Genomic DNA, 14,240 nt, shown 5'->3' with positions numbered 1-14,240 from the left:
GCTTAATACACAAAACAAAAAAATGTGCATTTGCTGTGCGGGTGGTGCTATTCTCGGGCAACACTTGTTTAGTAAATTAAACACACTATGCAAACAACTCCAGAACTCTCCTGTGATGTGCTGGTGATTGGCAGCGGTGCGGCGGGCCTCTCCGTTGCGTTACGTCTGGCTGAGCACCATTCCGTTATCGTTTTAAGCAAAGGGCCGGTCAGCGAAGGGTCAACACTCTACGCTCAGGGCGGTATTGCGGCGGTGTTTGATAAAACTGACAGCATCGCCTCTCATGTCGAAGATACCCTGATTGCCGGTGCCGGTATTGTCGATCGCCATGCGGCGGAGTTTGTCGCCAGCCATGCGCGTCACTGCGTGCAGTGGCTTATCGATCAGGGCGTGATGTTTGATACCGAGCTGAGTGAAAGCGGCGATGCCAGCTATCACCTTACCCGCGAAGGCGGGCACAGCCATCGCCGGATCCTTCATGCCGCTGATGCCACTGGCAAAGCGGTGGAGAACACGCTGGTGAGCCAGGCGATGAGCCACCCCAATATTCGCCTGCTTGAGCGCACCAATGCGGTTGACTTGATTATCTCCGACAAGATTGGCCTGCCCGGTGCGCGCCGGATAGTTGGCGCATGGGTGTGGAATCGTAATAAAGAGCAGGTTGAGACCTGTCGCGCAAAAGCGGTGGTGCTGGCCACCGGCGGCGCATCAAAGGTCTATCAGTACACTACCAATCCCGATATCGCCTCCGGCGATGGTATCGCCATGGCCTGGCGCGCGGGTTGCCGGGTGGCGAATCTGGAGTTTAATCAGTTTCACCCCACCGCACTGTTTCACCCGCAGGCGCGCAATTTCCTGCTGACGGAAGCGTTACGCGGCGAAGGCGCGCATCTGAAACGCCCGGACGGCACGCGTTTTATGCCCGACTTCGACCCGCGCGGCGAACTCGCTCCGCGTGATGTGGTGGCGCGCGCCATCGACCATGAAATGAAACGCCTCGGCGTCGAGTGCATGTACCTGGATATCAGCCACAAACCGCCTGAGTTTGTGCGCCACCACTTCCCGATGATTTACGAGAAACTGCTTGGCCTCGGTATCGATCTGACTAAAGAGCCGGTGCCGATTGTACCAGCGGCACACTACACTTGTGGCGGGGTGATGATTGACGATTGCGGCCGTACCGATGTTGATGGTCTCTATGCGGTTGGCGAAGTGAGCTATAGCGGGCTGCATGGCGCTAATCGCATGGCCTCTAATTCACTGCTGGAGTGTCTGGTCTATGGCTGGTCGGCCGCTGAAGATATTGCGCACCGTATGCCGGACATCGAAAACGTGCCTGCGTTACCGGCGTGGGATGAGAGCCGTGTCGACGATGCCGACGAGCGGGTAATCCTGCAACATAACTGGCATGAGCTGCGCCTATTTATGTGGGATTACGTCGGGATTGTGCGGACCACCAAACGCCTTGAGCGGGCGTTGCGCCGCATTAACTTGTTGCAGCAGGAAATTGACGAGTATTACGCGCACTTCCGCGTGTCAAATAACCTGCTTGAAGTGCGCAACCTGGTACAGGTGGCGGAGCTGATTGTGCGCTGCGCAATGATGCGCAAAGAGAGCCGAGGCCTGCACTACACGCTGGATTACCCGCATCAGCTGCCGGAATCCGGGCCAACGGTGCTCTCGCCGCAAAGTTACATAAAGAGATAGAAGGTCTGGGTCAGCGCGCTATAGCTTTCTGAATAGCGCTGATCCGCGCCGCGGATCACCAGCCTGTCGGCAAACAGCTCGCCCTGTCGCGGCGAGAAGGCCAGCAGCACGCGGTGCGGCAGGCGCCCTTCTGTCTCCGCGACATCGGTACGCAGACGCAAATGCCAGCCGAGCTGTCGCGCTTTCTCACTAAAGCCTTCGCAGGTTTCAACCGGCAGTACCACACAGAAAAACCCCTCTTCGGTGATAAGCGTCGCGGCGATCTCCAGCAGCGTCTGGTGATCGAGGGTAGTGGTGTAGCGCGCGCGGTCGCGCTCAGGCGTGGCGCACTTAACGCCCTCTTCAAAGTAGGGCGGATTACTGACGATGAGATCAAAACGCGCGGTGTTCTGCTGGCTCCAGGCGAGAATATCGGCGCAATGGACGCGAATGCGATCGGCCCAAGGAGAAGCCTGCACGTTCTCCTGCGCCTGCCCTGCCGCCTGCTCATCAAGCTCAACCGCATCGAGGGTTACATCATCTGCGGTACGCTGCGCCAGCATTAGCGCCAGTAAGCCGCTGCCGCTACCAATATCAAGAATATGACGGGCGCGGGAGACCGGTGCCCAGGCGCCTAGCATCACACCATCGGTACCGACTTTCATGGCACAGCGGTCATGCGCGACGAAAAATGATTTAAACGTGAAGCCATCGCGGCGAAGCTGAGCCTTTGGCTGGGACATCTTTACAACCTCAAAACGGAAAACCGCTGTAGCATAGGGGAAAGCGTAGCGTCAGAAAAGTGATAAGCAGACAACAGATGAAGATTGCAGCCGTAACGTCTATAATCAGCGCCCCACACAGAGGTAGAACATGACTGTAACGACTTTTTCCGAACTCGAACTTGACGACAGCCTTCTGGACGCGCTCCAGAATAAAGGCTTTACACGCCCAACCGCTATCCAGGCTGCTGTCATTCCGCCTGCGCTTGAAGGGCGTGATGTCCTCGGTTCCGCGCCCACCGGGACAGGTAAAACCGCAGCCTTCTTGCTGCCGGCGTTGCAACACCTTCTGGACTTTCCGCGTAAGAAATCCGGCCCGCCGCGTATCCTGATCCTGACACCAACCCGTGAACTGGCGATGCAGGTTGCCGACCACGCGCGTGAACTGGCGGCAAACACTCATCTTGATATCGCCACCATTACCGGCGGCGTGGCGTATATGAACCACGCCGAAGTGTTCAGCGAAAACCAGGATATCGTGGTCGCCACCACCGGCCGCCTGCTGCAGTATATAAAAGAAGAGAACTTCGACTGCCGCGCGGTCGAGACGCTGATCCTTGATGAAGCGGACCGCATGCTGGACATGGGCTTCGCGCAGGATATCGAGACCATTGCTGCTGAAACGCGCTGGCGCAAGCAGACCATGCTCTTCTCCGCCACGCTGGAAGGCGATGCGATCAAAGATTTTGCCGAGCGCCTGCTGGAAGAGCCGGTTGAGGTCTCTGCCACGCCATCGACCCGCGAGCGTAAAAAAATTCATCAGTGGTACTACCGTGCCGATGATGTGCAGCACAAAACCGCGCTGCTGGTGCACCTGCTGAAACAGCCGGACGCCACCCGTACCATCGTCTTTGTACGTAAGCGCGAGCGTGTGCATGAGCTGGCGACCTGGCTGCGTGAAGCGGGCATTAACAACTGCTATCTCGAAGGCGAGATGGTACAGATCAAGCGTAACGAAGCGATCAAGCGCCTGACCGAAGGCCGCGTCAATGTGCTGGTCGCAACCGACGTTGCCGCGCGCGGGATTGATATTCCCGATGTCAGCCACGTAATTAACTTCGATATGCCGCGCAGCGGTGATACTTACCTGCACCGTATCGGCCGTACTGGTCGCGCGGGACGTAAGGGCATCGCCATTTCACTGGTTGAAGCGCACGATCACCTGCTGCTGGGCAAAGTTGGCCGTTACGTTGAAGAGCCGCTGAAAGCGCGCGTCATTGATGAGCTGCGCCCGACAAGCCGTCCGCCAAGTGAAAAACTGAACGGCAAACCGTCGAAAAAAGCCTTAGCGAAGCGCGATGAGAAGAAAAAAGAGAAAGATAAAGAGAAGCCGCGCGTTAAGCAGCGCCATCGCGATACCAAGAATATTGGTAAGCGCCGCAAGCCGAGCACGGCGGGCAGCGAACAGCAGAAGAGCGAAAAGTAAAAAAACGCCGGGGAGACCCGGCGTTTTTATGAGTGCCTGCGATTACAGGCTTTCAGTAAAGGTACGAGCAATAACGTCGCGCTGCTGTTCCGGTGTCAGCGAGTTGAAACGCACAGCGTAACCGGAAACACGAATCGTCAGCTGCGGGTATTTTTCCGGATGCTCAACGGCGTCCATCAGCGTTTCACGACGCAGCACGTTAACGTTCAGATGCTGGCCCCCTTCAACGCGTACTTCCGGCTGTACTTCCATCGGAATTTCGCGGTATTCGATATCGCCCAGTTTGCTTACTGCAACAACATCATCTTCAGCGAAACCAGCTTTCGCGCAGACGCAGCGTGCTTCGCCCTTTTCACTATCAAGCAGCCAGAATGAGTTCAACAGATCGTCATTAGCCGCTTTTGTAATCTGGATACCCGTAATCATAAATAGCCTCCCTTAGGCAGATTAGGTGATTGACCGGACGTATACCGGCCAATTGGTAAAACCATTGTTATCTGTTTGTCTGTATACCAGCCTGTACCGGGCCATTCTTTGATTTTAGTCAATAAAAACCATACAGCAAAAATGGCTATTAGGGTTTGTTCTTGTTTTATATCAATTTATGCTTCTCAGGTGCACTAAAAATTTACGTAAATTTTCAACTATTTTTTAGGAGGTGTGCGCTTTTGAGAGCGGCTGATTTTGTTCTGGAGAAAGAAGCAGTTAAGCTACGGCAAACCAACTTTGCAGGAGATCGGGATGACGACTTCATTGACATGGCATGACGTACTGGCAGAAGAGAAACAGCAGCCCTACTTTGTGAACACCCTGAATACCGTGGCCGCTGAACGCCAGTCCGGCGCGACGATCTATCCGCCGCAGAAAGATGTCTTCAACGCCTTTCGTTTTACCGAGCTTGGCGATGTGAAAGTCGTGATCCTGGGGCAGGATCCCTATCATGGCCCCGGCCAGGCGCATGGGCTGGCCTTTTCCGTGCGGCCCGGCGTCGCCGTTCCACCCTCTTTATTGAATATGTACAAAGAGTTAGAGAAAACCGTGCCGGGCTTTACCCGCCCTACTCATGGTTATCTTGAGAGCTGGGCGCGTCAGGGCGTGTTGCTGCTTAATACGGTGCTTACCGTGCGCGCCGGGCAGGCGCATTCCCACGCCAGCCTCGGCTGGGAAACCTTTACCGATAAAGTGATCGGCCTGATTAATGAGCATCGTGAAGGCGTAGTCTTTTTACTGTGGGGCTCGCATGCGCAGAAGAAGGGGGCGATTATCGACAGGAAACGCCATCATGTGCTGACCGCGCCGCACCCGTCGCCGCTTTCGGCTCATCGGGGCTTTTTTGGCTGTAACCATTTTGTGCTGGCGAATGAGTGGCTGGAGCAGCATGGCGAAAAGCCGATTAATTGGATACCGGAACTGCCGGCGGAAAGCGAATAGGGTATGCGGGTGATGTGCCGGATGGCGGCGTTGCCTTATCCGGCCTACGAAACAGCCAGCGGAACGCGAACAGGGTATGCGGGTGATGTGCCGGATGGCGGCGTTGCCTTATCCAGCCTACGAAATAGCCAGCGGAACGCGAACAGGATATGCGGGAAATATGCCGGATAGCGGCGTTGCCTTATCCGGCTTACAGAAGTGCTGCAGGTAAGGTCGGGTAGACGCACGCGCCGCCCGACCTTGATACTTTACGCCTTGTTCTGACGCCACCACTCGGCGAGCAATACGCCGGTTGCGACCGAAACGTTGAGGCTTTCAACGTTGCCGGTGCCTTCAATGGAGACGCTCAGATCGGCGCGCGACAGCGTTTCATCGGAAATACCATCACGCTCCTGGCCTAACACCAGCACCATCTTCTTCGGCAGTTCGGCTTTGAACAGCGGCGTGCCGTTATGGCTGGATGTTGTCACCAGCGCGTAACCCGCCTGACGGAATGCTTCCAGCGCGCCAACAAAGCTTTCGCCTGTGATCGCCTGAACGTGTTCCGCCCCGCCCTCTGCGGTGCGTACCGCAGCGCCGGATTCGATCACGCCCGCATCCTGCAACACCACACCTTTCACGCCAAAGTGCGCGCAGCTACGCATAATCGCGCCGAGGTTGTGCGGGTTACCCACATCTTCCAGCGCCAGTACGCAATCTTCTTCGCCTGCGCTCGCCACCCACTTCTCAACGCTCAGACCGTTACGTTTTTTGATCAGGAAGCAGACGCCGCCGTGGTGCTCGGTGCCGGACGCTTTTGCCAGCTCCTGCTCATCGACCACGTGATACGCTTTGCGGTTGGCCGCCATCCAGCGCAGCGCTTCTTTAAAGCGCGGCGTGACGCTCTGCACAAACCAGGCGCGCACGATGCAATCCGGGCGGCTGCTGAACAGCGCCTGGCAGGCGTTTTCGCCATACACGCGCGTCTCTTCTGCGCGCTGACGGCGCAATACTTCAGGATCGATATAGCTTTTACCGCTAATACCGCCGTGGTCCGGCTTCTCCGGCGTTTCCTCACCGGGTGCGCGTGACACGGTGCGCCACGGTGAATCACCCCGCGCGCTGTAATCATCACGCGGTGCGCGACTTCTCTCATCGCGTTGCGGACGACCACCTCTGTCATCACGTGCAGAACGACCTTTGTCGTCACGGCCCGGGCGACTTCTGTCATTGCGGGAAGCGTTTCCGGTACGTGCAGGCCCTTTCCCGGTACGCGGGTTATGACCTCGTTTATCGGAATCATCATCACTGCGGACATACATCACTTTGACCTTGCCGCTCTTGTTCTTTAACTCATCGTTCATGCTTTTCTCCACCAGCGCTGCGCGAAGCGCGCAGATTACCTGATGTGCCGACGCTTCGCCATTAATTCATTCAAAAGCCAGCGACTATTGTACTCATTGAATAAACCACGTTGTTGTTTAAAACCTGTACATCAATAATACGTAACATTGTAGAAACATAACGGCATCATGCCGCTGTGTACCACCGCTTCCCTGAGGTTAGTTATGAATACCGTATGTGCAAGCTGCCAGGCGTTGAACCGTATCCCACAAGAACGCATGCAAGATACAGCGAAATGTGGGCGTTGCGGGCACGAGCTGTTCGACGGCGACGTGATCAACGCCACCGGCGACACGCTCGATAAACTCCTGAAAGACGATCTGCCGGTGGTCGTCGATTTCTGGGCGCCGTGGTGCGGCCCATGCCGTAGCTTTGCGCCGATCTTTGAAGATGTGGCGGAAGAGCGCAGTGGCCAGGTACGCTTTGTGAAAGTGAACACCGAAGCAGAGCGTGAACTGAGCGCGCGTTTTCGCATTCGCAGCATTCCGACCATCATGCTGTTCAAAAATGGCGAAGTGGTGGACATGCTGAGCGGCGCGGTACCGAAAGCCCCGTTCGACAGCTGGCTGAACGAATCGCTTTGATCCTGTCGGGGCGCATCTTGTGCCCCGTTTTTACCTCTGCGACAATGGCGTTTTTCCTGTGCGACCGCCATGACTGATAACGCCGTTCTCAAACTCCGCGCTGAGCGCCTTGCCCGCTCGACCCGCCCTTTTCTTGCGCGCGGTAATCGCATCCGTCGCTGTCAGCGCTGTCTGCTGCCGCTGCGTAACTGCCTGTGCGACACCTTAAAGCCAACCGCTGCCGCCAGCCGCTTCTGCCTGGTAATGTTCGATACCGAGCCGATGAAGCCGAGCAATACCGGGCGTTTAATTGCCGATGTGCTGCCTGATACGCTGGCGTTTCAGTGGTCGCGCACCGAACCGCCGCAGGAGCTCATCGATTTATGCACCAGCGATACCTATCAACCGATGGTGGTGTTCCCCGCTTCTTATGCTGGCAGTGAACGACAAGTACTGAGCGCGCCGCCCGCAGGAAAACCGCCGTTGTTTATTATGCTCGACGGTACCTGGACCGAAGCGCGCAAGATGTTCCGCAAAAGCCCCTATCTTGATGCCCTGCCGATTATCTCCGTCGATCTGTCGCGGGTTTCGGCCTATCGCCTGCGGGAAGCGCACGCCGAGGATCAATACTGCACGGCGGAAGTGGCCATTGCCCTGCTCGATCTGGCCGGTGATAACGCCGCGGCACAGGCGTTGGGCGATCATTTCACGCTGTTTCGTGAGCGCTATCTGGCCGGGAAACCGCATCATTCGTCCACCGTCACAGCAAAAGCGGAAGAAAGCGTTTAAAATCATCGGGTCACTTATTTGTGGAGACCGGTATGAGCCAGCGAGGGTTGGAAGCGTTATTACGTCCCCGTTCGATTGCGGTTATTGGCGCATCCATGAAACCGGATCGCGCCGGTTTTCTGATGATGCGCAATCTTCTCGCCGGCGGCTTTGCCGGGCCGGTGCTGCCGGTCACGCCCGCCTACAAAGCTGTGCAGGGCGTGCTCGCCTGGCCAGATATCGCCAGCCTCCCCTTTACCCCCGATCTCGCGGTGCTCTGCACCCATGCGAAACGCAATCTGGCGCTGCTGGAGGCGCTTGGCGAAAAAGGGTGTAAAACCTGCATTATTCTCTCTGCCCCGCCGGAACAGCATGCTGAATTACTCGCCTGCGCAGGCCGCTATCAGATGCGCCTGCTCGGGCCAAACAGCTTAGGGCTGCTCGCGCCGTGGCAGGGTCTGAACGCCAGTTTCTCACCGGTGCCGATTACGCGCGGCAAGCTGGCGTTTATTTCCCAGTCTGCTGCCGTCTCTAATACCATTCTTGACTGGGCGCAGCAGCGCGAGATGGGTTTCTCCTACTTTATTGCGCTTGGCGACAGCCTGGATATCGACGTTGATGAGCTGCTCGATTTCCTGGCCCGCGACAGCAAGACCAGCGCCATCCTGCTCTACCTTGAACATCTCAGCGATGCGCGCCGTTTTGTCTCCGCCGCCCGCAGCGCGTCGCGCAATAAACCGATCCTGGTGATCAAGAGCGGCCGCAGCCCCGAAGCGCAGCGCTTGCTGCATGCCCATTCAGGGCTCGATCCCGCCTGGGACGCGGCAATCCAGCGCGCCGGTTTACTGCGCGTACAGGATACCCATGAACTCTTCTCCGCCGTTGAGACGCTAAGCCATATGCGCCCGCTGCGCGGCGAGCGGCTAATGATCATCAGCAACGGTGCGGCACCCGCAGCGCTGGCGCTGGATCAGCTCTGGTTACGCAATGGCAAGCTGGCGACGCTAAGCGAAGAGACGCTGGCGCAACTCTCTGCTGTACTGCCGGAGTCTGTCGCCGCCGGTAACCCGCTCGATCTGCGCGATGATGCCAGTAGCGAACGCTACGCCGCCGCGCTCAACATCCTGCTCGACAGCCACGATTATGATGCGCTGATGGTGATCCACGCGCCGAGCGCCGCGGCACCGGGCAGCGAAAGCGCGCTGTCATTGATCGATGTGTTGAAAAAACATCCACGCGGCAAATATGTCACCGTGCTGACTAACTGGTGTGGCGAGTTCTCGTCGCAGGAGGCGCGTCGGCTCTTTAGCGAAGCGGGTCTGCCGACTTACCGTACACCGGAAGGGACCATTACCGCCTTTATGCATATGGTTGAGTATCGCCGTAACCAGAAGCAGCTGCGTGAAACCCCGGCGCTCTCCCAACGCCTGACGGCGGACACCGCCGATGCGCGGAAACTGCTGCAACAGGCACTGGCCGAGGGCGCAACGACGCTCGACACCCATGAAGTGCAGCCAATTTTGCGCGCCTGGGGGCTGCAAACGCTGCCAACCTGGATTGCGGGCGACAGTGCCGAAGCGGTACATATTGCTGAGCAGATTGGCTACCCCGTCGCGCTGAAGCTGCGCTCGCCCGATATTCCGCATAAATCTGAGGTGCAGGGGGTGATGCTCTATCTGCGTACCGCCAAAGAGGTGCAGCAGGCGGCGGATGCCATTATTGAGCGCGTTAAGCTCAACTGGCCGCAGGCGCGTATTCAGGGTTTGCAGGTGCAGAGCATGGCGAACCGCGCAGGCGCGCAGGAGTTGCGGGTGGTGGTAGAGCACGATCCGGTGTTTGGCCCGCTGATTATGCTCGGCGAAGGCGGCGTCGAGTGGCGTGCTGAGGATCAGGCTGCGGTGGCATTACCGCCGCTCAATATGAACCTCGCCCGCTATCTGGTGATTCAGGCAATTAAGCGTAAAAAGATCCGTGGCCGCAGCGCCTTGCGCTCGCTGGATATTGCCGGGCTAAGCCAGTTTCTGGTGCAGGTCTCCAATCTGATTATTGATTGCCCGGAGATCGCGCGGCTCGATATTCACCCTCTTCTGGCGTCCGGTAGCGAATTTACGGCGCTGGATGTCTCAATGACGTTAGCGGCAGCCAGCGAAAATGGCGAAGCGCGGCTGGCGATCCGCCCCTACCCGCAATATCTCGAAGAGCAGGTGACGATGAAAAACGGCGAGCACTGCCTGTTCCGTCCGATCCTTCCGGAAGATGAGCCTCTGCTGCAGCAATTTATCTCGCAGGTAACAAAAGAGGATCTCTATTACCGTTACTTTAGCGAGATCAACGAATTTACCCATGATGATTTAGCGAATATGACGCAAATCGACTACGATCGGGAAATGGCATTTGTCGCAGTACGCCGCACGGAGCAGGGTGAAGAGATCCTCGGCGTAACCCGTGCGATATCCGACCCGGATAACGTGGATGCCGAATTTTCCGTGTTAGTGCGTTCTGATTTAAAAGGTCTTGGGCTTGGGCGGCGTCTGCTGGAAAAACTTATTGCCTATACCCGGGATCACGGACTTAAGCGTTTGAATGGTATTACTATGCCCAACAATCGCGGTATGGTAACGCTGGCGCGTAAACTGGGATTTGATGTCGATATCCAGATGGAAGACGGGATTGTAGGGCTTTCGCTTCCTCTGGCACAGACGGCGCAATCCTGAGTAAGGTACTGGAAATGTTGACCACTTTAGTGGACACGGTGTTATTATTGCCCGCTTATGTCGTCTGCATGGTACAGAAGACCCTTCAATAAACAGAGAAGAAACGCACTGTGATGTTGTCAAAATTTAAGCGTAATAAACATCAACAACACCTTGCCCAACTCCCCAAGCTTTCTCAGTCAGTTGATGAGGTAGAGTTCTTCTACTCACCGGCCGATTTCAGGGAGACGTTGCTTGCCCGGATAGCGAGCGCGACGCGCCAAATCTATATCATCGCTCTGTATCTGGAACAGGACGATGGCGGCAAAGGCGTGATGAACGCGCTGTATGAAGCAAAACGTCAGCGTCCGGAGCTGGACGTGCGCGTGCTGGTTGACTGGCATCGCGCCCAGCGTGGCCGCATTGGTGCGGCGGCGTCGAACACTAACGCTGACTGGTACTGCCGTTTAGCGCAGGAGAATCCAGGCGTTGATGTTCCTGTTTATGGCGTGCCGGTCAATACGCGCGAAGCTCTCGGCGTTCTCCATTTCAAAGGCTTTATTATCGATGACGCGGTGCTTTACAGCGGCGCGAGCCTCAATGATGTTTACCTCCATCAGCATGATAAATACCGCTATGACCGCTATCAGCTGATCCGCAATCCGCAGATGGCGGAAGTGATGCGCGGCTGGCTGGAGTCAAACCTGATTCACGGGCGCGGTGTTAATCGTCTTGACGATCCAGCGCGGCCAAAAAGCCCGGAAATTAAAAATGATATTCGCCAGTTCCGCCAGGCGTTGCGCGATGCCTCGTTCCATTTTGAGGGCAACGCCAGTAATGATGAGCTGGCGGTTACGCCGCTGGTTGGCCTCGGAAAATCGAGCCTGCTGAATAAAACCATCTTTCATCTGATGCCGTGTGCGGAACAGAAACTGACTATCTGTACTCCATACTTCAACCTGCCAGCAGTGCTGGTTCGCAACATTATTCAGCTGCTGCGCGATGGGAAAAAGGTGGAGATTATCGTTGGCGATAAAACGGCGAATGACTTTTTTATCCCGGAAGATGAGCCGTTCAAAATCATCGGCGCGCTGCCCTATCTTTATGAGATTAACCTGCGCCGCTTCCTGAGCCGCCTGCAGTACTACGTTAATACCGACCAGCTTGTGGTTCGCCTGTGGAAAGATGGCGATAACAGTTATCACCTGAAAGGGATGTGGGTCGACGATGAGTGGATGTTGCTGACGGGTAATAATCTCAACCCGCGCGCCTGGCGTCTGGATCTGGAAAACGCGGTGTTGATCCACGATCCGAAACAGCAGCTGGCGGCGCAGCGCGATAAAGAGCTGGAACTTATCCGCACCCATACGACAGTGGTGAACCACTATCGCGATCTGCAAAGCATCGCCGAGTACCCGGTGAAAGTGCGTAAGCTTATTCGTCGCTTGCGCCGTATCCGTATCGATAAACTGATCAGCCGGATCCTCTAATATTGAAGCCCTGTCTTATGACGGGGCTTTTTTTCAGGTCTCTGCGTATGAACAAAGCTTATCTGTTAAGCACCCTTTTATTAACCGGCTGCAGCCACATGGCGAACGATAGCTGGAGCGGCCAGGATAAAGCGCAGCACTTTCTGGCCTCGGCCATGCTCTCTGCCGCAGGCAATGAGTATGCGCAGCATCAGGGTATCAGCCGCGATCGCAGCGCCCTTATCGGTGTGATGTTTTCAGTAAGTCTTGGTGCGTCGAAGGAGTTGTGGGACAGCCGCCCGGCGGGGAGCGGCTGGAGCTGGAAAGATTTCGCCTGGGATGTCGCCGGTGCCACAACGGGCTATGCCGTGTGGCAGCTGGCTGAACATTAAAGGCGTATGCCCTTCCCTTTGCGGTGCAGCGTCAGCGATACCAGAAATGCCACTGCGCCCATTGCGGTGACGTACCAGAAGAAAGCCGTTTCGAAACCGATTGATTTTAACGACAGCGCCACGTATTCAGCCGATCCGCCAAACACGGCATTCGCCACGGCGTAAGATAAGCCAACGCCCAGGGCACGCACCTGCGCCGGGAACATCTCCGCTTTTAATATCCCACTGATTGAGGTGTAGAAACTGGCGATTACCAGCGCCAGCATGACGAGTGCGAAAGCGGCATAGGGTGAAGTTACGCTGTGCAGCGCCGTGAGGATTGGCACCGTACAAACGGTCGCCAGCCCGCCAAACAGCAGCATGGAGGTGCGCCGCCCGATGCGATCGGATAACGCACCGATAACCGGCTGGATCACCATAAAGAGGAATAGCGCCGCGGTCATGATGACACTGGCAACATTCGCATGCATACCGGCAGTATTGACCAGGTATTTCTGCATATAGGTGGTAAAGGTGTAGAAGGTGAGCGAGCCGCCCGCGGTAAAGCCAAGCACCATCAAAAATGCTTTGCGGTTGCGCCACAGCCCTTTCATAGAGCCAGCTTCTTTCAGGGATCGCACTTCCTGCTGGGAGGTTTCATCCAATTGGCGACGTAGCCAGAGCGCGACAATGGCCAGCGCTGCGCCCAGCGCGAAAGGTATACGCCATCCCCAGGCCCTGAGTTCTGAGTCTTCCATCACTTGCTGTAGGATCACCACAACCAGCAATGCCAGCAATTGTCCGCCGATCAGGGTGACATACTGGAATGAGGCATAAAACCCTTTGCGTCCCTCAACTGCCACTTCGCTCATATAGGTCGCACTTGTACCATACTCCCCGCCGACCGACAGCCCCTGGAAGAGACGTGCCAATAGCAGTAATGCCGGAGCCCAGGTACCGATGGTTTCATACCCCGGTAAGCACGCGATCACTAACGAGCCTAAACACATCATGCAGACCGAGATCAGCATCGATCTTTTACGCCCATGACGATCGGCAATACGACCAAATAACCACCCGCCGATGGGGCGCATCAGGAAACCTGCGGCAAAAACACCGGCAGTCTGAAGCAGTTGAGTAGTGGGGTTACCTTGCGGGAAAAAGATGTGCGCAAAATAGAGGGAGCAAAAAGAGTAGACGTAAAAATCGAACCACTCTACCAGGTTACCCGATGAGGCGCCAACGATGGCCCATACCCGGCGACGCGTATCGCTGCTGGTGAGAGATTCTCTATTTTTCATGCTGTTTTCAGCCATTCGTATGTAACTCCTGCTTACAATAGGTATTATTTTTAGAGCGAACGTCCCTGCTCAATGTGGACAAAAGAGGGAGATGTTACATGTTTGTTATGGTTAAAAGGTGATGAAGATCCCATTTCGACTTAGGTAGGTTAGTAATTAAGATTATGACCCGGCGGGTACGTTTGTCATGCCTGGTAACGGCAGCAGGATTGTACGTGTTGAGGTTAAATGATCTTTTCCAGCAAGGCAGGCTAGCGTGGAAAAAGAATAGCAAAAAGCCTCATGCTTTCGCATGAGGCTTTCGGCTTTATTTGATGCCTGGCAGTTCCCTACTCTCGCATGGGGAGACCCCACACTACCATCGGCG

At 56.1% G+C, this 14,240-nt stretch carries 12 protein-coding genes; 8 read left to right on the top strand and 4 right to left on the bottom strand.

The genetic code is table 11. The annotated features are described in order from the left end of the window. Positions 1-87 precede the first annotated feature (87 nt). Positions 88-1,707 carry an L-aspartate oxidase gene (gene nadB, locus SOM48_RS03755; RefSeq protein WP_128482339.1) on the top strand — a complete coding sequence of 540 codons (1,620 nt, stop codon included), beginning with the start codon at positions 88-90 and terminating at the stop codon, positions 1,705-1,707. On the opposite strand, the gene trmN is transcribed toward nadB, so the two are convergent. Continuing rightward, positions 1,692-2,429: a tRNA(1)(Val) (adenine(37)-N(6))-methyltransferase TrmN gene (gene trmN / locus SOM48_RS03750; RefSeq protein WP_320511466.1), complete on the bottom strand. Its 738-nt coding sequence runs from the start codon at positions 2,427-2,429 to the stop codon at positions 1,692-1,694. The two genes, nadB and trmN, sit on opposite strands and share 16 nt — an antisense overlap. Positions 2,430-2,559: 130 nt before the next feature. On the opposite strand from trmN, the gene srmB reads away from it, so the two are divergent. Then, positions 2,560-3,894: an ATP-dependent RNA helicase SrmB gene (gene srmB, locus SOM48_RS03745; protein ID WP_042716759.1), complete on the top strand. Its 1,335-nt coding sequence runs from the start codon at positions 2,560-2,562 to the stop codon at positions 3,892-3,894. Positions 3,895-3,936: 42 nt separating this feature from the next. Here the strand turns inward: srmB and grcA are convergent, their stop codons facing one another. Further along, positions 3,937-4,320: an autonomous glycyl radical cofactor GrcA gene (gene grcA, locus SOM48_RS03740; RefSeq protein WP_023481164.1), complete on the bottom strand. Its 384-nt coding sequence runs from the start codon at positions 4,318-4,320 to the stop codon at positions 3,937-3,939. A 315-nt stretch (positions 4,321-4,635) separates the two neighbouring features. On the opposite strand from grcA, the gene ung reads away from it, so the two are divergent. After that, a complete protein-coding gene (gene ung, locus SOM48_RS03735) occupies positions 4,636-5,325 on the top strand; it encodes a uracil-DNA glycosylase (RefSeq protein WP_320511465.1) in 690 nt (229 codons plus the stop codon). Positions 5,326-5,573: 248 nt separating this feature from the next. Here ung and SOM48_RS03730 read toward each other — a convergent pair whose 3' ends face one another. Then, positions 5,574-6,668, bottom strand: a complete 1,095-nt coding sequence (locus SOM48_RS03730) for a tRNA/rRNA methyltransferase (RefSeq protein ID WP_042714816.1) — start codon at positions 6,666-6,668, stop codon at positions 5,574-5,576. A gap of 204 nt (positions 6,669-6,872) precedes the next feature. On the opposite strand from SOM48_RS03730, the gene trxC reads away from it, so the two are divergent. The 5 genes from trxC to SOM48_RS03705 all read left to right on the top strand — a co-directional run bounded on the left by trxC (position 6,873) and on the right by SOM48_RS03705 (position 12,593). Next, entirely contained in the window at positions 6,873-7,292 is a 420-nt protein-coding gene (gene trxC, locus SOM48_RS03725) for a thioredoxin TrxC (RefSeq protein WP_054804439.1), read from the top strand. Between the two features lie 69 nt (positions 7,293-7,361). Beyond that, positions 7,362-8,060, top strand: coding sequence for a tRNA-uridine aminocarboxypropyltransferase (locus SOM48_RS03720; RefSeq protein ID WP_128482336.1), 699 nt, complete (start codon positions 7,362-7,364; stop codon positions 8,058-8,060). Positions 8,061-8,092: 32 nt separating this feature from the next. Continuing rightward, positions 8,093-10,753: a bifunctional acetate--CoA ligase family protein/GNAT family N-acetyltransferase gene (locus tag SOM48_RS03715; RefSeq protein WP_320511464.1), complete on the top strand. Its 2,661-nt coding sequence runs from the start codon at positions 8,093-8,095 to the stop codon at positions 10,751-10,753. Between the two features lie 113 nt (positions 10,754-10,866). Beyond that, on the top strand, positions 10,867-12,222 hold the full coding sequence (pssA, locus tag SOM48_RS03710) for a CDP-diacylglycerol--serine O-phosphatidyltransferase (protein ID WP_042714812.1): 1,356 nt from the start codon (positions 10,867-10,869) through the stop codon (positions 12,220-12,222). A 47-nt stretch (positions 12,223-12,269) separates the two neighbouring features. After that, positions 12,270-12,593 carry a YfiM family lipoprotein gene (locus SOM48_RS03705; RefSeq protein ID WP_128482334.1) on the top strand — a complete coding sequence of 108 codons (324 nt, stop codon included), beginning with the start codon at positions 12,270-12,272 and terminating at the stop codon, positions 12,591-12,593. Here SOM48_RS03705 and SOM48_RS03700 read toward each other — a convergent pair. Next, positions 12,590-13,888: an MFS transporter gene (locus tag SOM48_RS03700; protein ID WP_320511463.1), complete on the bottom strand. Its 1,299-nt coding sequence runs from the start codon at positions 13,886-13,888 to the stop codon at positions 12,590-12,592. The genes SOM48_RS03705 and SOM48_RS03700 overlap by 4 nt on opposite strands. Between the last annotated feature and the right edge of the window lie 352 nt (positions 13,889-14,240).

Origin of the sequence: Kosakonia sp. CFBP8986 (assembly GCF_034044935.1) — a bacterium.
In the GTDB taxonomy this organism is placed as follows: Bacteria; Pseudomonadota; Gammaproteobacteria; order Enterobacterales; family Enterobacteriaceae; genus Kosakonia; species Kosakonia cowanii.
The sequence above is the reverse complement of the archived record's forward strand: the minus strand, read 5'-3'. Positions and strand labels throughout refer to the sequence as shown.